This is a genomic window from Streptomyces sp. NBC_01635 (assembly GCF_045209715.1).
Taxonomy (GTDB): Bacteria; Actinomycetota; Actinomycetes; order Streptomycetales; family Streptomycetaceae; genus Streptomyces; species Streptomyces hirsutus.
The window spans coordinates 4,446,328-4,466,894 of record NZ_CP109277.1 but is presented as its reverse complement, the minus strand read 5'-3'; the positions used below and the strand labels follow the sequence as shown (position 1 = coordinate 4,466,894).

The window sequence follows — 20,567 nt, the reverse complement described above, 5'->3', positions numbered from 1 at the left end:
AGAACACGTGCGCAAGCTGCTTCCGTTGATCGGGACGCCGTCCAGTTCGCACCCTGGCGGCCGGTCCGCCATGACCTGCCGCTTCCGGTGTGGTGACGCCTGCTTCCACGAGGTGCCCAACACCAGCTCCAACGCGTACGTCGGTGACGTCATCTCCGACGCCCTCAGCCGCCGGTCGATGATGCGGGCCGCCGCCGCTGTCACGGTGGTCGCGGCCGGTGCCGGCGCGGTCGGCCTCGCCGGTGCTCCCGAGGCCCAGGCGACCCCCGTCGCGGGCAAGGGAGGCCAGGGCCAGGGCCACGGGCACCAGAAGCCGAAGGGTGCCCGCGGTCTGCGGTTCACGCCCGTCGCGCCCAACACCGCCGACGTCGTCACCGTGCCGGAGGGCTACGACCAGAACGTCGTCATCCGCTGGGGTGAGCCCATCCTGCGCGGCGCTCCCGCCTTCGATCCCGAGAACCAGACGGCCGAGGCGCAGGCCGGTCAGTTCGGGTACAACGTCGACTTCCTCGCGCTGCTCCCCCTCAAGGACGAGCGCGGCCGGCAGCTGCTCGTGGCCAACCACGAGTACACCGACGAGGTCCTGATGTTCCGCGGCTACGACGCCGACAACCCCACCCGCGAGCAGGTGGAGATCGGCTGGGCCGCGCACGGCCTGGGCGTGGTCGTCGTCGAGGAGGACCGCAGGAGCGGCAAGCTCACGCCCGTCACCCGGCACCACCTCAACCGGCGTCTCACCGCCACCTCCGAGTTCCGGCTGACCGGCCCCGTCGCCGGGTCCGACCTGGTGAAGACCTCCGCCGACCCGACCGGCCGCAAGGTGCTCGGCACCCTCAACAACTGCGCCGGCGGCACCACCCCGTGGGGCACGACCCTGCACGGCGAGGAGAACTTCAACCAGTACTTCGCCCACAGCAGCCGCGCCACCGACAAGCGGTACGGCATCGGCACCGGCGCCACCGAGCGCAAGTGGGAGCGGTTCGACAAGCGGTTCGACCTCGCCCAGGAGCCCAACGAGGCACACCGGTTCGGCTACGTCGTCGAACTCGACCCGTACGACCCGGACTCCGTCCCGCGCAAGCGCACCGCGCTCGGCCGCTTCAAGCACGAGGGCGCGACCGTGCGCCTGACGCACGACGGCCGCCCGGTCGTGTACTCCGGTGACGACGAGCGGTTCGACTACCTCTACAAGTTCGTCGGCAGCAAGCGGATGCGGCACGGCAACAGCCGCTCCGCGCGCGAGCACAACCTCACGCTGCTCGACGAGGGCACCCTCTACGTCGCCAGGATCACCGGCGACTCTCCGGCCATCGAGATCGACGGCACCGGCAAGCTTCCGAAGGACGGCGAGTTCGACGGCAGCGGCCAGTGGATCCCGCTGGCCACCGCCACCGCCAAGGGCGCCGTCTCGCACGTCGACGGGATGACCGCCGAGGAGGTCTTCGTCTTCACGCGGCTCGCCGGCGACAAGGTGGGCGCCACCAAGATGGACCGCCCCGAGGACGTCGAGCCCAACCCGGTCACCGGCAAGGTCTACGTCGCCCTGACCAACAACTCCAACCGCGGTGTCGGCTCGAACCCCAAGGCGGACGAGGCCAACCCCCGCAACGCCAACAAGCACGGCCACGTCCTCGAGCTGACCGAGCGCTGGAACCGGCCGGAGAGCACGAAGTTCGCCTGGTCGCTGTTCCTGGTCGCGGGCGACCCGAAGGACCCGGCGACGTACTTCGCCGGCTTCCCGAAGGACTCCGTGAGCCCGATCTCCTGCCCGGACAACGTCGCCTTCGACGACCACGGCAACCTGTGGATCTCCACCGACGGCGCCGCCCTCGGTTCGCACGACGGGCTCTTCGGTGTCGCCACCCGCGGTGACCGCCGCGGTGAGCTGAAGCAGTTCCTCACCGTGCCGAAGGGCGCGGAGACCTGTGGTCCGATCGTCCAGGACCGGCGGGTGCTCGTCGCCGTGCAGCACCCCGGCGAGGTGGACGGTGCGTCGGTGGAGAACCCGGGCAGCACCTGGCCCGACGGACCCGGCACGTACCCCCGGCCCGCCGTGGTCGCCGTGTGGCGCACCGACGGCCGCGACATCGGCGTCTGACGTCGACGGGCAAGGGCACTGACACGAGACCGGGACCGGGACCGGGAGCCACACGGGTTCGGATTCGGGTTCGGGTCCGGTCACGGACGGGGTGCGGGTTCCTTGCGGGGCGCCCGTGCCCCGTCCGCTGTGTCCGGGTGCGGCAAGGCGCCGGCCCGGGGTCAGCCGCCGTGGTGCAGCGCGAGGTCGATGACCAGGGTGCGGTGGTCGGTGTCGGCGAGGTCGAGGAAACGGGGCCGGTCCGCGGCGAACTGCCGGGACACCAGCACATGGTCGATCTGGGCGCCGAACGTCGGCGTGGTCCTGGCCGGCCAGGTCGGGACCCGGTAGGCGCCGCCCAGCCGGGCGGCGTCGCTGAGCCCGGAGTCGAGGAGGCGCCGGAAGGCGGCGTGGTCCTGGGAGGCGTTGAAGTCCCCGGCGAGCACCGTCGGGGCCGTCGGGTCCGCGGTGACGACGTCGCGCAGCCCGCGGAGCTCCCGTTCCCAGACGTCCACCTGGCCGGGGATCGGGGGCATGGGGTGGGCGAGCTGGAGCCGTACGGCGTGCCCGTCGACGTCGGCGACGGCGCCGGGCATGCCCAGGGTGCCGGGGACACCGGCGGTGCCCTTGAGCGGGAAGCGGCTGAGGATGACGGAGCCATCGGAGCCGCCGCCCGCCACGGCCCGGCGGTGCGGGTAGTCCGCCGCCAGGTCCCGCCGCAGCAGTGCGTCGCAGGTGTACTCGCACTCCTGGACGAACACCACGTCCGGCTTCAGCCGGCGCACGGCGTCTACCAGCCCGGCGGTGGCCCGGCCGAACTCGACGTTGGACGTCATCACCCGGAACTCGGCGACGGGCGGCCCGGCGGGTGCGCCGGTCTTCCCGTACGGCTCGATGCACCAGGCCAGCAGCCCGAGCAGGACGACGCCCCAGACCGCGCCGGCCCACCACCGGGCGAGCAGGGTGAACAGCAGCCCGAAGGCGGTCGGCACGAGGAGCCAGGGCAGGAACGCGAGCAGCTGGGGCACGGGAGTGACCGCGTCGGTGCCGACGGCCCGGCAGCCGACGATCACGCTCACCCCGGCGAAGATCAGTGCCGCCGACCAGCCGCCGAACCGCCGCTTTCCGCTGCGGCGTCCGGCCCCTTCCCGGGTGTCCGCCCACTCGGCCGTCTCGGCAGTCGCAGTGTCCAACGTCCGGCCTTCCGCTCACGGTGGATCGATCCGTGGAGATCCTCCCTCAAAGACGAGGGCCGAGGACGGGAGGTTGCGGCGATCCGTTCCGCGCCTCGTCACAGGCCGGTGACGCAGCCCCGGCAACGGTCCGGGCCTTTGCCCGCCACCTCCGCGAACGCCGTACCGCGGGCCCGCGCCGGCGCCCGCGGAGACCGGTCAGCAGGCAGGCGAGGGCCACCGTCAGGCCCAGGGCGAGCAGCATCCAGGACGCGGTGCGCAGCGTGGCGGTGAGGGCGTCGTAGACCACGCCCACCGCGGGACGGTGGACCGGTTCGGGCACGTCGGCCAGGGTGAGCCGACGGCCGACCGCGACGGCGACGGCGAGCAGGCCGCCGCCCAGGGCGACGCCGAGACCGGTCGCGGCGAGCGCGCGGCGGCGGTGGACGGCGACGGCGATCCCGGCGACGGCCAGGACGACGGCCGAGAGGGGCAGCCAGAAGGCCGCGGCGTCCAGCAGCCGGTACCCCGTCCGGAGCCCGGCCGTCTTCTCGGCCGGTACCACCGCGACCCGGGTGTGCTCGACCGGAATGCGGTCGGCGAACGGCATGCGGTCGGCGACGAGCTGCCGCTTCACCTCGGCGGTGACGGGCGCGAGGTCGAAGGTGACCGGGCCGGGGTCCGCCCGGCCGTCGCGCAGGGCGTGCAGGACCGCGTCGTGGACGGCCCGGTTCCCCGCCTCCCACACGGTGCCGAACGCCTCGGTGCGGGTGAACGAGCGGACGGCGTCCCGGACGAACGGCCCGAACAGGTCGCGCACCGGGCCCGCTTCCAGCTCCTGTACGACCCCGTCCCCGACGGCATCGGCGACCGCGTCGCGCACGGCGGGGTCGGCGGAGAGCGGCGCCATGGTGCCGACGTACCGCCCGGTGTCGGCCAGCCCGTGCACCGCCCAGGCCGCGAGCACGCCACAGGGCACGAGCAGGCAGGCCAGGGCGACGAGCACCGCCGACAGGGCGTTGCGCAGGCGTGCGGGCGTCCGCTCGCGGCGGGGCGCTTCCGGCGGTTCCAGCGGTACGGCGTGGGGCGGCACCCCTTCAGCCAAGGCGCGGAGGGACGTGCACGCGAGCGCAGGGCGGGCATCCGGAGTATCCGAGGGGCCCGGAGTGCCCGGGGCCCTGCGCCCGTCGTTCCGGCAGGCAGGCAGGCAGGCAGGCAGGCGGAACGACCACGTCACTCGGTGTGGTGGCCCTGCGCGTCCTCGTGCGTGTAGTACCGGTAGAACAGGAAAGCGGAGACACCCGCCGCCACCGCCACTCCCAGCGCGGCCGACCGCAGCACGCTCGTGTGGGACTGGTTGACCAGGAAGCCGATCGCGGCGCCGGAGAACGCGCCCCACAGCACGGCGTGCACCTCGCGCCGCAGCTTCGACGCGACGTTCAGCAGGGCTATGCACAAGGCGGCGAACACCAGCGCGGTGAGGAAGCCGAACAGGATGTTCCAGCCGGTGAGGGGGCCTCCGTAGCGCTGGTTGGCCGCCGCCCAGTAGCCGTAGACGAGTCCGAGGGCGATGGGCCCCGCCAGCTTGGCGACGGCATGGGCCCGCTCGCCGAAGACGCGGATCCCCTCCGGCCGCTGCCCGGGCATGATCTGGGGTCTGGGTGCCGCATGAGCCATGAGCGCACTTCCTCTCTCCTCGCCCCCGCCTCCAGCGCACACCTGTGCGGGGCGCCCGGCAACTCGGCCACCCGGACTTGCTTCGAACGCGTTTTTGATTCCCTCCCGCATTCGCCCCCCGTCCCCCTCCCGTCCCCCTCCCGTCCCCCTCCCGTCCGCCCGGTCCGCCCCGTTCCCACCCCGGACCCGCCCGCATTCCGTACCGACCGGATGCGGGCCGTGCGCCCGCGTGCTTCGCTGGGGCGGTGCGCCAGGGCGACAGGGGACTCGGCCCGCACGGCCGGCGGTACCTCCGGGCCGGCCGCCGGGAGGTCACGTACCGGCACGAAATGCTGCACGTGAGAGGGCGCAGTGTCGCGTGGGTGCCGCCGCTCCTCCTGCTGGTCGCCATCGCGGTGATCGACTACCACACCATCGGCGAGTTCCGGATCATCTCCTGGATCGTGCTGGTCCCGGGCATCGCGGCCGCGATCTGCGGGGTGTGGGGCACGGCCGTGTTCGGGGCGCTCTCGATCGCCACCTTCACGGTCGTGGACAACGCCTGGCCCCACGAGTTCCAGACAGGGCTGCCCGACTTCATCCTCGTCGCCGTCGGCGGATTCCTGGCGACGCTGGCGTGCGCGGTCCGGGTCCGCGGCGAGAGCCGCGCGCTGCACATGCGGAACGTCGCCGACACGGTCCGCCGTACGGTGCTGCGCCCCCTGCCGCCGTCCTGGGGCGGTCTGGAGCACGCCGGCTTCTATCTCGCCGCGGACGCCGGTGCCCGGGTCGGCGGCGACTTCTACGACATCCAGCCGGGCCCGTACGGCACCCGGGTCCTGGTCGGGGACGTGCAGGGCAAGGGACTGGGCGCGGTGGAGACGGCGGCGACCCTGCTCGGCACGTTCCGCGAGGCGGGCTTTCACGAGCCGGAACTGGCGGTCGTGGCCGAGCGCCTGGAGGAGCGGATGCTGAGACACCGGGGCTACACCGCGGCCCTCGGCCGGGCCGAGGGCGACCGCTTCGCCACCGCCGTGCTGCTCGGCTTCCCGGCGGAGTGGCCGGCCACGAGGGGCCCCGGCCCGGAGTGGCCCCATGCCGTGGGTCCCGGCACGGCGGGTCCCACCACGGTGGAGGTCGTGGTCTTCGGTCATGAACCGCCGCTGGCCGTCGGCCCCGGCGGCGTACGGCCGTTGCCGGTGACCGGGGGGCTTCCGCTGGGTCTGCGCGAGCTGGACCCCACACCGGTGTGCGTGCACCGGCTGCCGCTGGCCGCCGACGAGACGCTGCTGGTGGTCACCGACGGGGTGACCGAGGCGCGCGACGCCGACGGGAGGTTCTACCCGCTCACCGAGGACGTGGTGCGGGCAGTCACACGGGACGCGCGCGCCGCCGAACCGGCCCGCCTGGCCGCCGTCGTACGGGACGGGACACTCCGGCACAGCGGCGGTCGCCTGGACGACGACACCACGGCCTTCGCGGTGCGCCGGACCGGCGGGCCGGGGTGAACGCCCCGAAGAGGGACGTTCATTGCTCCGAGGCCCCTTGCCGGAGCCACAGCGGTTACGGTGCTGCTCTGGGTCGTGATCGACAGGGGGAGGGAACATGCCCGGGACCACACCCGGAAGCGAGCCCGGGGCCGCGCCCGGAACCGTACTGCTGCTGGCGGCCTCGCCGCCCGGGCGGGGACGGCTGGTGGACGCGGCGTCCGTGCTTCCCGTCCTCGCGGCCGTGCCGCCCGCCGTCCTGTCCGGTACGGGCACCGCGAACGTCGTCGAGCTCGCCGACCCGCTGGAGCCGCAGGCGGTCCTGACCCGGCTGCGTGCCGCCGCGACCGCCCCCGGACCGCTCACCCTGTACGTCGTGGGGCAACTGCTGCTCGACCGCCGCCAGCGTCTGCCCCATCTGGCGCTGGCCCGCACCACCCCGTCGACCGTGCGCTACACGGCGTTCCCGTGGCACTGGCTCCGGGACGAGCTGCGCCTGCGTCCCCCGGGTGTCACGACGCTGATCCTCGACCTGCACGCGGACCAGGAGACCTGGCAGACACTGGGCATCGCGCAGCCGCCGGGCCCACCAGGTCCACCGGGCCCACCGGGTTCGGCGCCGGCCCCGCCCATGTTCCCGCCCGCGCTCGACTCCGGTCGCGACACCGCCGTCTACGGCCGCATCGCGCCGCCGCCCTCCCGCTCCCGTCGTACGGTCGGGGAACCGGCGTACATGAAGGCGGTCGGGACGCTGTTGCGCAGTGGACGGCGCCCGCCGGACGAGGAGTTGCACCGGCAGGCGCTGGTCCGGGCCGCCGCGGAGGGCGCGTACCCCGGATTCGTCCTGGCGCGGCGCGGAACCGGACCCGTGCCGGGAAACCCGCACACGGTCATCACGGAGGCCGTACGGTCCGGCCGTCACGCCGATGCCCATGCGCTCGCCGCACAGCACGAGCAGAGTGCCGCCCTCGCCCACGGGCCCGCCTCCGAGGAGGCGTTGCACTGGGCCGAGGTCCGCGCGGACCTGGCGATGCTGGCCGGGGACGCGGCGCTCAGCTGCCACATCTGGCTGGCGGTGGCCGCCGCACGGCTCGACACCGGCCAGGCGGCGGACGCTTCCTCCGTCGAGACCGCCGTGGACCGGGCGCACCACCAGTGGGGCCGGATCGGCGACCCGGGTCGGGCCCGCGAACTCGGCTTGTCGCTCGCGGAGTTGCGCAGCCGTGTGCCCGGCCGGCGGGAGGGCGCCCTGGACCATGTGCGGCGGCAGCTCGACCAGTTGCAGATGCAGAACTGAACCGGCGCCCGACCGGATCCGCCCGTGTCCTTCCGTTTCCGACCGAGAGGAAGTGACTGCTGTCGACCCCTCCCCGTGGAGCAACGGCGGTGCCATGATGCTGAGTTATTGCTGAGGGGGACAGTGTGGCCAATCAGGGCATTCGGATCAGGCTGGACGACACCGCGAGCACGAGCGACATCGGCGCGCTGCGCAAGTGGCTGGAGCGGGAGAAACCGCTCGACGAACGGGTGCGCGCCGGCGAGCTGCGGATCCAGGAGCGGCCGAGGACGGACGAGTCCGGCACCCCGATGGGGCTCGGGATGGATATCGTCGTCCTGATGGTCGGTGCGGGCGCGGGCGCGATCGCCACGGAGCTGCTGGACCAGGTCAAGAAGGCCGTGTCGGCCTGGCAGGTCAACCGGCAAGGCGTCGAGAGCGGCGACCCGCCCGAGGGCAGAGTCGAATCGGTGAACCTCGACGACAGGTAGGCCGGTGATCCGTTTCGACCCCCGGGGGAAGTCCAACAGGGCGCTGCTGGTCGGCGTGTCCGAGTACGACCACACGAAGCCGCCGCACGGCGTGCCCGGTCCCATCCCGGCGACCGAGCACAACGTGAACCGCCTGCGCGAGGTACTGGCGCGCGGGCGGGTGTTCGACGAGCACGAGATCACGGTCGCCCACTCACCGTCCCTGGAGCACTTCGAGCAGGCGCTGCTCCTGGCCGCGGAGGCGGAGGGGGTGCTGCTGCTCTACTTCGCCGGGCACGGTGCCATCCCCAGCGCGGGCGACGAGTTGTTCCTGCAGATGCGCAACGCGCGCGTGGTCGCGGGCGGGCAAGCCGTGTTCCCGGGTGCGGCGCCCTTCACCACCGTGCTGACGATGCTGGCCACCAGCCCGGCCCGGCGGATCGTGGTGATCCTGGACTGCTGCTTCGCGGGCAACGCGGCCTGGGTCCGGGAGACCCTGAGCGACAAGCACCGCCTGCTGCTGATGATGAGCGTCCAGGCCAACCACCGTATCGACGCGGGCGGTCCGCGGACGCCGACGCCGTACACCGCCGAACTCGTCCGGCTCCTCGACGAGGAGGGCGAGACGGGTTTCCTGGACCTCTCCGAGCGGATACGGGAGCGGATGGCCGTCCGCGACCTCAGCACCGTGCGCGGCGAAGGGTGGGAGCCGCTGTGCCGCGCGGAGCCCGGCGAGGACGTCCTGCTGGCGGCGAAGCCGGCTCCGGACCGGAAGGGAACCGGCGCAGATCCGGACCCGCCCGACGATGCAGACGCCGACGTGCCACGGACCTCGCTCGCGGTCCGGCTCCTCGGCCGTCTCCGCGGCCTCCGCGGGAGGGGCCGGACGGGCCGATCAGGCACGACGGGTGGAGCGGGGGGGCGGGGCGCCCCCTGGGCCGTCCCCCTCCTCGGCCTCCTCTCCCTCACCATCCTCACCGCCGGCACCTACGGCATGATCGAGCTCGTCGGGCACTTCCGGGACGACACCGCCACCGTCTGTGCCCCGGCACTGGAGCAGCGCGTCCTGACCGACCCCGACCTGGAGCCGACGATCCGCGCCGCCGCCGACGCCTATCTGACCTCGGCGGCGAACACCCTGGACGATGGCTGCCGCCGCACCGGCATCACCGTCTACAGCGCGGGCTCCTCCGACGTGGTCACCGCGCTGCACAGGCAGACCGCCGCCTGGCGGGAGCCCCCGGACGAGGACGCCAACCCGCAGCGGGACATCGGTCCGCAGCCGGACATCTGGATTCCCGCCTCCCGCGCCGACTTCGCCCGGGTCATGAAGGAGCGGGACACCGACGCGTGGGCCGTCCTGAAGGCCGCCGACAAGCCGCTCGCCTACTCCCCGGTCGTACTGGCCGTTCCGTGGGCCATCGCGGCCGACACCATGGAGAGCCGTACCGGCCTGACCCTGAACCGCATGATCGAGGACCTGTCCGAACGGAACGAGAAGGCCGAGGTGCGGCGCCCCGACCCGGAGTTCACCGACGTCGGGCTGCTCGCCACGATCGGTCTGTACGCCGGTGACGAGTCCGTCGCCGCCGCCGAACTGCTGGTCGACCAGACGGGCCCACCCTCCCCCACCGCCGCCGAACTGCTGTGCACGCTGCCCGACCACGACGATGTGGACAACCAGACGGCCGCCCTGGTCCCCGAGTTCCTGATGCGCAGCGGCGTCGGCTGCGACAGCACCACGCGCACCCGCCGCACGGCCCAGTACCCCAAGGACGTCCCCGGCGTGGCCCCGGTGTTCGTCCGGGTCACCTGGCAGGGCGCGGACCGGGACAAGGAAGCCCGCGACGCGTCGGCCGCCTCCTTCCAGGACTGGCTGACCGGTGAGGAGGGTCAGGCGGTGTTCGCCGAGAACGGTTTCCGCAATCCGTACAAGTGGGATCTGCTGGACCGGGACACGAAGGTCGACGGCGTGCTGGTCGCGTCCCCCCCTCTCGACCGGTTCGCCCGGCAGGACAAGATGGATGAGGCCCTGAAGGAGTACCGGGCGGCGGGCGGCCCGGGACGGGTGCTCTATCTGCTGGACAGTTCCCTCTCGATGGATAATGTGTGGAAGGGGTCGAGCGGGGCCCCCGGACTGCTGAAGCAGTCGCTGGGCGGCCTCGGCGGACAGGACGAGTACGGCGTGTGGGCGGTGGCGGAGACCGGCGACCGGTCGTACGAGCAACTGCTGAAGTCCGGCTCGCACCGGCGGGCCGACACCGAGCGCGCCCTCGACGCCCGTGCCCGGGTGCAGGACGCCGAGGCCGATCCGCGGGACGCCCTGGACGCCGCGTTCGAGGAGATGGAACGGTCCGAGGGCGACAACCGCCGGCGGCTGATCGTGTACATCACCGACAGCGAGGACAGCGACCAGCTCACCCGGGACCGTCTGGGGGACATCCTCTCCGGGGCGCGGCGGGCCGAGGTGCCGGTGACCGTGGTGTCCCTGAAGAACGGCGGCTGCGACCCGGGCAGACCGGACCGTCAGATCACCGACGCCAGCAAGGGGCGCTGCCTGGACAGCGGCGACGATCCCGGCACGGCCCTGCGCGACGAGGTCGCCCGCACCGGAACGGGGGATGAATGACGACGGCCCGGCCCCGACGGCTCACCGGCGGGCCGGCGGCCCCGCGGCTCGCCCTGGCGCTCGCCCTGCTGCTGGTCGTCGTCCTCGCCGCCTGCACCGGCGGAGGCTCCCGCGGTACAGGCGGCGAGGACGACACCGGTGCTTCCGCCGGATCCACCGCCCCAGGCGACGTGACCGGCCCCATCGTGATCGCCAGCGGCCGGGACGTCACCGGCAAGAACGGCATACGCCAGCAGCTCATCGACGCCTGGAACCTGCGCGAGAAGCGGAAGAAGTCCGACTTCCGGGCCCGTCTGGTCGAGCTTCCCGGCAGCGCCGACGAACAGCGCAGCCAGCTGCTCGGCGCCCTGCAGTCCCGCAGCGCCGCCTATGACGTGGTCAACCTGGACGTGACCTGGGTGCCCGAGTTCGCCACCGCCGGCCTGATCGAACCGCTGCCCCACCACCTGGTCGACGACGACATCATCCCGTCCGTGGCCGGCACGGCCCGGTGGGACGGTGAGGTGTACGCGGTGCCGTTCAACAGCGACGTCGGTCTGCTGTACTACCGGCGCGACTACCTGAAGCGGGCCGGAGTCGAGCGGCCCGACCTCGGCGCCGGCCTCGACTGGAACAAGCTGCGGGGCCTCGTCGACGACCTGAACGCCCGGCACCTCCCGGACACCTACGAGAAGGGCTGGACCACCCAGCTCGCCGCCTACGAGGGCCGTACGGTCAACGCGGTGGAGGCGTTCGCGTCCGCGGTGCCGGGCCTCGAGCTGGTCGACGGGAAAGGCCGCTACACCGGCGACGTCGACGAGCTGACCGAGGGGATCAGGGAGCTGCGCCGCCGCACGGAGACGGCGTACACCCTCCAGGACGCCCACTCCTCCGACGAGAACGCGTCGCTGAGCGACTTCGTCGAGGGCCGCACCGCGTTCCTGCGGCACTGGCCGTCGGAGTACCGCACCCTGTACCGGACCTTCCCCGAGGGGCAGCTCGGGGTCGCCCCGCTGCCCGGCCGGGCGGTGCTCGGCGGACAGAACCTCGCGGTCACCGGGGCGTCGCAGCGCAAGGGCAAGGCGGCCGAGCTGATCCGGTTCCTCACCGGGAAGGAGAGCGAGCGCTGCCTGCTGGAGGCGGGCTTCGCGGCGACCCGCACCTCGGCCTACGAGGGCGACGCGGACGGCGAGCGGTGCACCGCGGTCGGCCCCGGTCCCTCGGCGTCCCCCACGGGCGAGGGCGCCGATCCGGTCCCGCGGGACGGGGGCGGCCGCCCCGCCTACGCCCGTGACATCCTCCTGCCGGCCCTGCGGAACGCGGTCCACCGGCCGAGGACCCCGCTGTACGGCGCGTTCACCCAGACGTTCATCGCCCGGCTCGGCTCGCTGCACGGCGACGGCGCGCTGTCGGACGAGGCCCTGGCCGGACAACTGGACAAAGCCCTGCGCAAGGCCCTCCCGCATTAGGCCCGGCGGAGCGACCGCGCGGTGACCGCGAAGGGGCTGCGGGAGGGCTGCGGACAGGTCGGGTCCTAGCGGACGGCTGCTTCCACCGGGCTCGTGGTGCGATGGCCCGGCTTCTCGGGGTGGACGGCCTTGGCCGGACCCGCGTTGGCTGCCAGGACCAGTGCGGCGACCGCGACGACGGCCGCGACGAAGCCTCTGGCGTAACGCCTGGCGGTGCCGTAACCCCTGGTGGTGCGAATGCGTTCCAGCACGGCGACCTCGCAACGGCGATGGGTGGGGCACGGTGAATCCGCGATTGAACCTAAGGGCTGCCGGACTCGAACGGCAAGGGGCACAAAGGGGGTTGGCCATCAGGAGCGGGTGGGCAAGCCCTGCCGGGTTCCCTACGCTTGCCGACCATGGACATAGCCGTGCTTTTCCTCACCTCCGTCGTGATCCTCGGAATCCTGACCCTCCAGAGCCACGTCTCCCGGGCCGAGCGCACCATCGCGCGCGTCGAACGCAAACTCGACCTGGTGCTCCAGCACTTGGACCTGCACGAGGAGATCCCGGGCAAGGACGGGATCGTCGCGCTCGTGCGGGAGGGCAAGACGGTCCAGGCGGTCAAGGCCTACCGTGAGGCCACCGGGGCCGGCCTGCTCGAGGCCAAACAGGCCGTGGACCGTCTGACGTGACGGCCGGAGCCGTGCGGGCCGGAGCCGTGACGGGTGCAGCCGTGACGGTTCGCCCCATGGCGGTCAGACCCGTACCCGGCCCTGCTTCTGGATTTCCGTCAGCCGGTTCACCCCGAACTCCACGACCACCTGAACGAGTTCGGACGCGACGTCACCGAAGCCGCCGTTGGTGAGGGTGATGGTGTCCTCGCCGACCCGGACCACCGCCACGTCCAGGGTGAGGCGCGTCAGCTGGTGGTCGGGCGTCTCACCGGTCATGGTGACCCGCAGCGCCTGCCGGGCGTCCCCGGTCTCCGGCAGCTTCAGCGCGTCGACCTCGACCTTCTGGACGCCGTCCTTCTTGGCCGTGGCGGTGAACTCCCCGCACTTCTTCGGCAGGCCGCCCAGCCACTTCAGCGTGCGGTCCACGTCGGCGGGCCGGTACGCGGCCACCTGGTACCGCAGCTGGGCGCCGCTGTAGGCGTCGTCCAGGGCGACCACGGCCCGCGGCCCGGCCGGTGTGCCGAACAGCTCCTCGGTGTAGAGGACGTCGAGCAGCCGCCGGCAGTCGGCGTTCTTCGTGCTCGACTTGAGCAGCCCGTCCCGCCAGATCGCCACCCCCCGCGTCGGTATCCAGGGCTGCCCCAGGTCCGTCTCCGTGATCAGCGCGGCCCGCAGCTGCTCCTCGCTCAGCCCGGGCTCGGACGTCGCCGACGAGGACTGCTCGGCGGCCGGGGTGGCGGCGGAGGACGAGGCGGTGGCGGACGCCGGGGCCGCCGGTCCGGCCGTGTCGTTCCCGAGGACGGAACAGGCTGCCGTGGTCAGCAGCGCGGACACCGACAGCACGGAGGCGAGAAGGGCGCGGGCGGCGGCCGGGGTATGCGTCATCGGGGCGTCTCCTGGTGGGGCCGGGCTGTGGATGTGGCTGCGACCGCGCGCCGGCCGTCCGGAACGGGACCGGGACAGCGACACGTGCTCATACGGCACCACCGCGCCGTCCGCCCCACCAGCGCGGTGGTCCGTCCGGGTGAGTACGACGAGGGAAAATGTCCTCGTCCCCGGGCCCGCCCCCACGTTCCGAACCCCACATCCCACGCCCTCCACGCCCCACCCCCCATGTCCCGCAGCCCGCGCCCCGAAGGAGTCATCGCCGTGACGTACGGTCCGCCCATCCCGGTGATCATCGACTGCGACACGGGCGTCGACGACGCCCTCGCCCTGCTGTTCGCCGTCCGCCACCCCGGGATCGACCTGCGCGCGGTGACCTGCGTGGCCGGCAACACGGACGTGGACGGCGTGGTACGCAACACGCTCACCGTGCTGGAGACGGCGGGCGCGCCCGCCGTGCCCGTCGCGCGGGGCGCCGAGCGCCCGCTGATCGAGGCCCCGCGCTCCGCGGCCCACGTGCACGGCCACGACGGGATGGGCGACCTCGGCCTGCCCGCTCCGCGGCGCACCCCGGCCGACGTGGACGCGGTGACCCTGCTGCGCCGCGAGATCCTCGCCTCCCCGCGCCCGGTCACCCTGGTGCCCACCGCCCCGCTCACCAACATCGCCCTGTTGCTGCGGACACATCCCGAGGTCACCCGCAACATCGAGCGGATCGTGTTCATGGGCGGCGCGGCGGGCGCCGGCAACGCCACCCCGGTCGCCGAGTTCAACGTCTGGCACGACCCGGAGGCCGCCGCGATCCTGCTCACCGCCGGGGTGCCGATCACGATGTACGGCCTGGACGTGTTCAACCGGGTCGTCGTCCCGGCGGCCGAGGTGCGAAGGCTGCGCGCGAGCACCGAACCGGGCGCCCGACTGGCCGGTGACCTGCTCGCCCACCGCCCCGCGGCCCCGGGCACCACCGCCGGGGGCACCGGCGGCACCGCCGTCCACGCCACCGTCGACGGCCCCGACGAGGCGGCGGGCGGACTCGGCGACGCGGGCGCGCTGTGCGCGGTCGTCGACCCGGAAGGCCTGACCACCCACCGGCTCCCCGTGGAGGTCTCCCTGGCCCCCGGCCCGGCCCGTGGCCAGACCGTCGTCGACCGCCGCTCCCGCATCGGCGAGTCCGAACTCCACGAGGGCACACGCGAGCAGGCCATGGTGGACGTGGGGCTGGAGGTGGACGTCCCGCGCTACGTGAAGCTCTACCTGGAGACCGTGGAGGCGGGCGGAACCCGCTGAAGCACCGCCACCGGGAACGGGTCGGCCACACCGCTCCGCCTACTTCTGCGGCGTTTTGGACAGATTCACGCTGTCATCCGCAGGCACCGGACACCGCAGGAGACCGCGTGACCGACCGCACCAGCAATCCCGCCATCCGGCCGACCACCCCCACACCCGACGCCCCGCCCGACCTCTCCCCGCGGAACCCCGACTGGTGGCGGCAGGCCGTCGTCTACCAGGTCTACCCGCGCAGCTTCGCGGACGCCGACGGGGACGGGCTCGGCGATCTGCGCGGCCTCACCCAGCGCCTCACCCACCTCGCCGCCCTGGGCGTGGACGCCCTCTGGCTGAGCCCCTTCTACCCCTCCGAGCTCGCCGACGGCGGCTACGACGTCGGCGATCCACGGGACGTGGACCCGCGCCTCGGCACCCTCGACGACTTCGGCGCGCTGGTCGCCGAGACCCACCGCCTCGGACTGAAGGTCATCGTCGACATCGTCCCCAACCACACCTCCCACCGGCACGTCTGGTTCCAGGAGGCGCTGCGGGCCGGCCCCGGCTCCGCGGCCCGCGACCGCTACGTCTTCCGCGAGGGCCGCGGCCCGCGGGGCGAGCACCCGCCCACCGACTGGCAGTCCGTCTTCGGCGGCAGCGCCTGGAAGCGGGTGCCCGACGGGCAGTGGTACCTGCACCTCTTCGCCACCGAACAGCCCGACCTGAACTGGACGAACCAGGAGGTCCGAGACGACTTCCGCACCACCCTGCGGTTCTGGTCCGACCGGGGGGTGGACGGCTTCCGCATCGATGTCGCGCACGCCCTCGCCAAGGACCTGAGCGAGCCGCTGCGCGACCTCGGCACCCCGGGACGGAGCGGCGAGGCCGCCCTGACCGAGTTCGCGCCCGGCACCCATCCGTTCTTCGACCGCGACGAGGTGCACGAGATCTACCGGGACTGGCGGAAGATCTTCGACGCCTACTCCCCGCCCCGCACGGCCGTCGCCGAGGCCTGGGTGCCCGGCACCCGGCGCGCCCTGTACGCCCGCCCGGGCGAACTGGACCAGGCCTTCAACTTCGAGTATCTGCAGGCCCCCTGGGATGCCGAGGCGCTCCGCGAGGTCATCGCGGGCTCGCTGGAGACGGCCCGCGCGGCCGGTGCCTCGGCGACCTGGGTGCTCTCCAACCACGACGTCGTACGCCACGCCTCGCGCCTGATGCTCCCACCGGACACCGACACCGACGCCTGGCTGCTGTCCGGCGGCCGCGCTCCGGCCGTCGACACCGCCGCCGGGCTGCGCCGGGCCCGCGCGGCGACCCTGCTGATGCTGGCCCTGCCCGGCTCGGCCTACCTGTACCAGGGCGAGGAACTCGGCCTGCCCGAGGTCGCCGACCTGCCCACGGAGGTCCTCCAGGACCCGGTCTGGGAGCAGACCGGCCATGTCCGCAAGGGCCGCGACGGCTGCCGGGTGCCCCTGCCGTGGACGACGACCGGGCCGTCGTACGGCTTCGGCGCGGGGGGTGCCTGGCTGCCGCAGCCGCCCGGCTTCGCCGCGTATGCCGTCGAGGCGCAGGACGGGGTCGAGGCACGCGAGGGCGTGCCGGGCTCGACCCTGGAGTTCTACCGCACGGCCCTGCGCCTGCGCCGCAAACTCCAGGAGGGCGAGACGCTGACCTGGCAGGATGCTCCCGCCGGGGTGCTGCGGTTCGACCGCCACGACGGCTGGCGCTGCGTGGCCAATCTGTCGACCGCCCCGGTCCCCCTGCCTCCCGGCGAGGTTCTGCTGACCAGCGCACCCCTGACGGACGGCCGCCTGGCCCCGGACACGACGGCCTGGCTGAGTCCCTGACGAACCCGGAGCCGGTCCGTCTCCGGACCGGCTCCGGATCCACCGGTCACACGTGTCCCGGGCCCCCACTGCCGAAGGCGCCGCTCGACCCGGGCAGCCAGCGCTTCCGCTGCTGGTCCTTCCCTGTTTTGGTGGAGGCGTGGTGGAGTTGGTAGGGCATGAGGCGTTCGCCGTCCCTCGGTGCCGTCGGCATCTCGTCCGGCTCCCGCATCTCCCGCATCTCGTGGACCGCGCCGGTCTCCGGCAGTCTCGGCTGCTCCTCGGGGCGTGGACGGAGTTCCTCCTGGTCCATGACCTTCATGCCGACGCGTACAGCCCAGATCAGCGCGCCGGCCACGACGAGCCCGCCGATGAAGGCCGCGCCCAGGTGCAGGACGTTCTGACCTGCGGCCAGTAGTTCATACGTTGCCGTACTCATGTTCTGAGTATGGACGAGGAAATAAGATAAAGCGCCCGGAATGTCCTGATCTCTCGTTCGGTCGTCCCGACAGGCGCTCCTCCCCGCGCCATGGCAGATTGCGGCCGGAGGGAAGGCCGGGATGGGCCGTCGCGTCCCCACGTGTGCAGCTCGGGGCCCACCCCGGCCTTCCCGGCCGTCGCGAAGGCGGCGATCGGTCCACCTCTGCCCCGAACCTTTGGTATGCCCGGGGCGTACACATCGCGATCGCCGCCCGCGTGGGGTGCGCGCGTTGCGGCCGAAGCCCGCGTGAGCGGCGCCGCCGGGGTAGTCAGGCCGGTGGCCCCCTGCTGTCCCGGCCTCCCGGTCGGCCCAGGCGCAGAGGCAGTTCCCTCAGGCCGCGCAGCAGGGTGCTCGTCCGCCAGGTGAGGTCCGCCGGGTCGGTCGCGAAAGCGAGGAAGGGGTAGCGGTCCAGGAGGAGGCGAAGGGCGATCGTGGCCTCCGCGCGGGCCAGCGGGGCGCCGAGGCAGTGGTGCGGGCCGTGGCCGAAACCCAGGTGGCCCCGGGGGCGGCGGGTGATGTCGAAGCGGTCGGGGTCGGGGAAGGCCAGCGGGTCGCGGGAGGCCGCCGCCAGCGACACCAGGACCGCGTCTCCGGCGCCGATGCGGGTGCCGGCCAGGTCCAGTGGTTCGGCTGCGAAGCGGAACGCGCCCGCGTGGACGGGAGAGTTGTAGCGCAGGGACTCCTCGACCGCCCCGCCGGTGAGTGACGGGTCGGCGCGGAGCCGGGCGAGCTGGTCCGGGTGGGCCAGCAGGCTGTGCAGGGTCGCCGAGATCAGGTTGACCGTCGTTTCGTGGCCGGCGACGAGGAGGAGGAAGGCCATCCCGAGCAGTTCCTCCGGCATGAGGCCTCCGGCTCCGGGCCCGGGGAGGGGGCCCGCGCTCGCGTCGCCGGTCGTCGTGGCCAGGGTTGCGAGCAGGGAGTCGTCCGGGGAGCGGGTCTTCTCGGCGATCAGCTCGGTGAGGTAACCGGTCAGCGCGCCCGCCGAACCGGCGGCGGCCTCCTCGCTGGTGGGCATGACCAGCTCGTTCGACCAGGTGTGGAAGGCCGCCCGATCGGCGACGGGCACGCCCAGCACCTCGCAGATCACCGTGACGGGCAGCGGCAGCGCGTACCCGCTCACCAGGTCGGTGGTGCCTCGCTCGGGCAGCTGCGCGAGCAGTTCCCGCGCGACGGCCTCCATCCGCGGGCGCAGCCCGGCGATCCGGCCCGGCGCGAAGTGGCCGGCCACCAGCCGCCGCAGCCGCGTGTGTTGCGGTGGGTCGCTCTGGAGCATGTTGCGGCCGATGGCGTGACCGCCGTCGGTCTCCCAGTTCGCGGAGTGCCGGATGTCGTTGCGCAGCCGGGGGTCGGTCAGTGCTGCCCGTACCGCCTCGTGCGTGACCACGAGCCAGCTGTCCCCGGTACCGGGGGCACGCACGCGGTGCACAGGGCCTTTGGCGCGCAGCGCCGCGTAGGCGGCGTACGGGTCGGCCGCCGGGTCGAGGTCCTCGGTGACCGGCTCCTTCGGGGCGGGCGCTCGCATGCCACCGTCCTTTGCGTGTCGGTTGCGTCCTCCGTCGGTCGGGGTGCTCATCGACTGGACCGTGCGTCGACCGTCGCGTCGACGACGGCGTTCCCTGGGCTTTCCCCGTGCGGTCCCGCCCGTTCCATCCATGACATATCCGCTCCGGTGCTTCGACGCAGCTCAAGTGGGGAGTGCTCCCCACTTAGTGGCCCGACGGTAGCATCCTCACCGGGGAGTGCTCCCCGCTTTGTACGGGGACGGACGGATGCGTGAACGGATGGCCATGAGCGCCGGTGAAGACCCCACGGGCACGAACACGAACACGGGCGCAGGCACGGAGCCGGAGCCCGCGCCCCGACGGAGGCGCGACGCCCGGCGCAACCGGGACCGGCTGGTGGCGGCGGCCCGCGAGGTGTTCTCGGAGCAGGGGCTCGACGCGCCGCTCGACGTGATCGCCCGCCGGGCAGGCATCGGCAATGCGACGCTCTACCGGCATTTCCCCGCCCGCGCGGCACTCGTCGACGCCGTGTTCCGCGACCGGTTGACGGACACGATGGCGGCCGGAGAGCGGGCCCGAGCCGCCCCTGATGCCTGGACGGGGCTGAACGACTACCTCGGCGCGGTCTTCGGCACCCTGGCCGACGACCGCGGCACCAACGACCTCATGACCACCCGTCTGCCGGACGTCGAAGCCCTTCAGGCCGTGCACGCCCACAACCGACGGACGGTGGAGCTGCTGCTCGGCCGGGGCCGCGAGGAGGGCACCGTGCGTCCCGACGTCGCCACGGAGGACGTCCTGTTCGCCCTCGCCGCCCTCGGTCGCGCCGTCCCGCCTCTCACCGCGGCCACCACCCCCGACGCCTGGCGTCGCCCCCTCGCCCTGTTCCTCGACGGCCTGCGCGCCGCCCCGCCGTCGCCGCTGCCGGGCCGCGCACTCACCGGCGCCGAGCTCGGTGACGTACTCCGGGAGATGGGTCCGCACCGGTCACGGATCCGAGAGGGAACGAAGGGCGGCTCCGAGGCCCGGACGGAGGAGCGCCGACTGCGGGCACCGTGAACAAGGGCAGACATCTGTGTGCGCCGCGACAGCTTTTCCTTCGAGGCGGTTAGAGTTCCTGTGTGGGGAACCCGTCCCCGGAGCGGTCCGTGTCCCGGCGGTCCGCAGGAAGGTCCGCATGCCCTCGGAGAGCCAGCCGAATGCCGGCGCCCGGCAGCCGGACGGTGGCCGGCCTCCCGTCGCCGATCGGCTCGACGACAACCACTTCCCGGCCTACACCATGGGCAGGGCCGCCGAACTGGTCGGAGTGACACCCGCTTTCCTCCGCGCCCTGGACGGGACGGGACTGATCACCCCGACGCGCTCGGACGGCGGCCACCGTCGCTACTCGCGCCATCAGCTGAAGCTCGCCGCACGGGTGCGCGAACTCGTCGACCAGGGGACCCCGGCCGACGCCGCGTGCCGGATCGTCGGCCTGGAGGAGCGGCTGGAGCAGGTCGAGCGTGACTACGAGGAGCTGCGCCGGCAGGGCGGGAGCGCCGCGCATCAGCATCGGTGAAAATCTATCCCCGCCAGAACAGAAATTTAGCGCCCGTCGCAGAAATCTATTTCTTCAAACGCGTTGACCATGCCTTTCCTTGGTGATTTTCCTCGCTTGCCGTGGATATGGTTCGTGCTACGCTGACGTCAGTTGCAGTTGTGGTTGCCAGTTTGCTACCGGTTCTCCGGGCAGGTGA

At 73.0% G+C, this 20,567-nt stretch carries 18 protein-coding genes; 11 read left to right on the top strand and 7 right to left on the bottom strand.

What is annotated here, in order from left to right:
• Positions 1 to 7 precede the first annotated feature (7 nt).
• Positions 8 to 2,098, top strand: coding sequence for a PhoX family protein (locus OHB56_RS20805; protein ID WP_406354948.1), 2,091 nt, complete (start codon positions 8 to 10; stop codon positions 2,096 to 2,098).
• A 161-nt stretch (positions 2,099 to 2,259) separates the two neighbouring features.
• Here the strand turns inward: OHB56_RS20805 and OHB56_RS20800 are convergent, their stop codons facing one another.
• From OHB56_RS20800 to OHB56_RS20790, 3 genes are all read right to left on the bottom strand, one after another.
• On the bottom strand, positions 2,260 to 3,270 hold the full coding sequence (locus tag OHB56_RS20800) for an endonuclease/exonuclease/phosphatase family protein (RefSeq protein ID WP_406354946.1): 1,011 nt from the start codon (positions 3,268 to 3,270) through the stop codon (positions 2,260 to 2,262).
• Between the two features lie 46 nt (positions 3,271 to 3,316).
• The gene (locus tag OHB56_RS20795) at positions 3,317 to 4,276 is read right to left on the bottom strand and encodes a hypothetical protein (RefSeq protein WP_406359168.1); all 960 of its coding nucleotides are present in this window, start codon (positions 4,274 to 4,276) and stop codon (positions 3,317 to 3,319) included.
• A gap of 206 nt (positions 4,277 to 4,482) precedes the next feature.
• Positions 4,483 to 4,926, bottom strand: coding sequence for a hypothetical protein (locus tag OHB56_RS20790; protein ID WP_326753627.1), 444 nt, complete (start codon positions 4,924 to 4,926; stop codon positions 4,483 to 4,485).
• Positions 4,927 to 5,255: 329 nt separating this feature from the next.
• Between OHB56_RS20790 and OHB56_RS20785 the strand changes: the two genes are divergently transcribed.
• The 5 genes from OHB56_RS20785 to OHB56_RS20765 all read left to right on the top strand — a co-directional run bounded on the left by OHB56_RS20785 (position 5,256) and on the right by OHB56_RS20765 (position 12,215).
• Positions 5,256 to 6,413: a PP2C family protein-serine/threonine phosphatase gene (locus OHB56_RS20785; RefSeq protein ID WP_406354944.1), complete on the top strand. Its 1,158-nt coding sequence runs from the start codon at positions 5,256 to 5,258 to the stop codon at positions 6,411 to 6,413.
• Positions 6,414 to 6,510: 97 nt separating this feature from the next.
• Complete coding sequence (locus OHB56_RS20780) at positions 6,511 to 7,689, top strand: hypothetical protein (protein WP_406354942.1); 1,179 nt, start codon at positions 6,511 to 6,513, stop codon at positions 7,687 to 7,689.
• Between the two features lie 125 nt (positions 7,690 to 7,814).
• Positions 7,815 to 8,159: an effector-associated constant component EACC1 gene (locus OHB56_RS20775; RefSeq protein WP_406354941.1), complete on the top strand. Its 345-nt coding sequence runs from the start codon at positions 7,815 to 7,817 to the stop codon at positions 8,157 to 8,159.
• Between the two features lie 4 nt (positions 8,160 to 8,163).
• Positions 8,164 to 10,767, top strand: a complete 2,604-nt coding sequence (locus OHB56_RS20770; protein ID WP_406354939.1) for a caspase family protein — start codon at positions 8,164 to 8,166, stop codon at positions 10,765 to 10,767.
• On the top strand, positions 10,764 to 12,215 hold the full coding sequence (locus OHB56_RS20765; protein ID WP_406354937.1) for an extracellular solute-binding protein: 1,452 nt from the start codon (positions 10,764 to 10,766) through the stop codon (positions 12,213 to 12,215). The genes OHB56_RS20770 and OHB56_RS20765 overlap by 4 nt, the downstream gene beginning before the upstream one ends.
• Positions 12,216 to 12,280: 65 nt before the next feature.
• On the opposite strand, the gene OHB56_RS20760 is transcribed toward OHB56_RS20765, so the two are convergent.
• Positions 12,281 to 12,466, bottom strand: coding sequence for a hypothetical protein (locus OHB56_RS20760; protein ID WP_326753622.1), 186 nt, complete (start codon positions 12,464 to 12,466; stop codon positions 12,281 to 12,283).
• A gap of 147 nt (positions 12,467 to 12,613) precedes the next feature.
• Between OHB56_RS20760 and OHB56_RS20755 the strand changes: the two genes are divergently transcribed.
• Positions 12,614 to 12,889: a hypothetical protein gene (locus tag OHB56_RS20755; protein WP_055598246.1), complete on the top strand. Its 276-nt coding sequence runs from the start codon at positions 12,614 to 12,616 to the stop codon at positions 12,887 to 12,889.
• 63 nt (positions 12,890 to 12,952) lie between these two features.
• Here the strand turns inward: OHB56_RS20755 and OHB56_RS20750 are convergent, their stop codons facing one another.
• Positions 12,953 to 13,756: a hypothetical protein gene (locus OHB56_RS20750; RefSeq protein WP_326753621.1), complete on the bottom strand. Its 804-nt coding sequence runs from the start codon at positions 13,754 to 13,756 to the stop codon at positions 12,953 to 12,955.
• A 264-nt stretch (positions 13,757 to 14,020) separates the two neighbouring features.
• Between OHB56_RS20750 and OHB56_RS20745 the strand changes: the two genes are divergently transcribed.
• Both OHB56_RS20745 and OHB56_RS20740 read left to right on the top strand, forming a co-directional pair.
• Positions 14,021 to 15,043 (top strand): nucleoside hydrolase, encoded by a 1,023-nt coding sequence (locus OHB56_RS20745; RefSeq protein ID WP_055629382.1) that lies wholly within the window; start codon positions 14,021 to 14,023, stop codon positions 15,041 to 15,043.
• Between the two features lie 107 nt (positions 15,044 to 15,150).
• Positions 15,151 to 16,869, top strand: a complete 1,719-nt coding sequence (locus tag OHB56_RS20740) for a glycoside hydrolase family 13 protein (RefSeq protein WP_406354934.1) — start codon at positions 15,151 to 15,153, stop codon at positions 16,867 to 16,869.
• A 46-nt stretch (positions 16,870 to 16,915) separates the two neighbouring features.
• On the opposite strand, the gene OHB56_RS20735 is transcribed toward OHB56_RS20740, so the two are convergent.
• Positions 16,916 to 17,287 (bottom strand): DUF6479 family protein, encoded by a 372-nt coding sequence (locus OHB56_RS20735; protein ID WP_055594847.1) that lies wholly within the window; start codon positions 17,285 to 17,287, stop codon positions 16,916 to 16,918.
• A 310-nt stretch (positions 17,288 to 17,597) separates the two neighbouring features.
• Positions 17,598 to 18,851, bottom strand: coding sequence for a cytochrome P450 (locus OHB56_RS20730; protein WP_406354932.1), 1,254 nt, complete (start codon positions 18,849 to 18,851; stop codon positions 17,598 to 17,600).
• A 265-nt stretch (positions 18,852 to 19,116) separates the two neighbouring features.
• Here OHB56_RS20730 and OHB56_RS20725 point away from each other — a divergent pair, with 265 nt between their 5' ends.
• Both OHB56_RS20725 and OHB56_RS20720 read left to right on the top strand, forming a co-directional pair.
• The gene (locus tag OHB56_RS20725) at positions 19,117 to 19,890 is read left to right on the top strand and encodes a TetR/AcrR family transcriptional regulator (RefSeq protein ID WP_406354930.1); all 774 of its coding nucleotides are present in this window, start codon (positions 19,117 to 19,119) and stop codon (positions 19,888 to 19,890) included.
• A gap of 118 nt (positions 19,891 to 20,008) precedes the next feature.
• Positions 20,009 to 20,389 (top strand): MerR family transcriptional regulator, encoded by a 381-nt coding sequence (locus tag OHB56_RS20720; RefSeq protein ID WP_406354929.1) that lies wholly within the window; start codon positions 20,009 to 20,011, stop codon positions 20,387 to 20,389.
• Positions 20,390 to 20,567 lie beyond the last annotated feature (178 nt).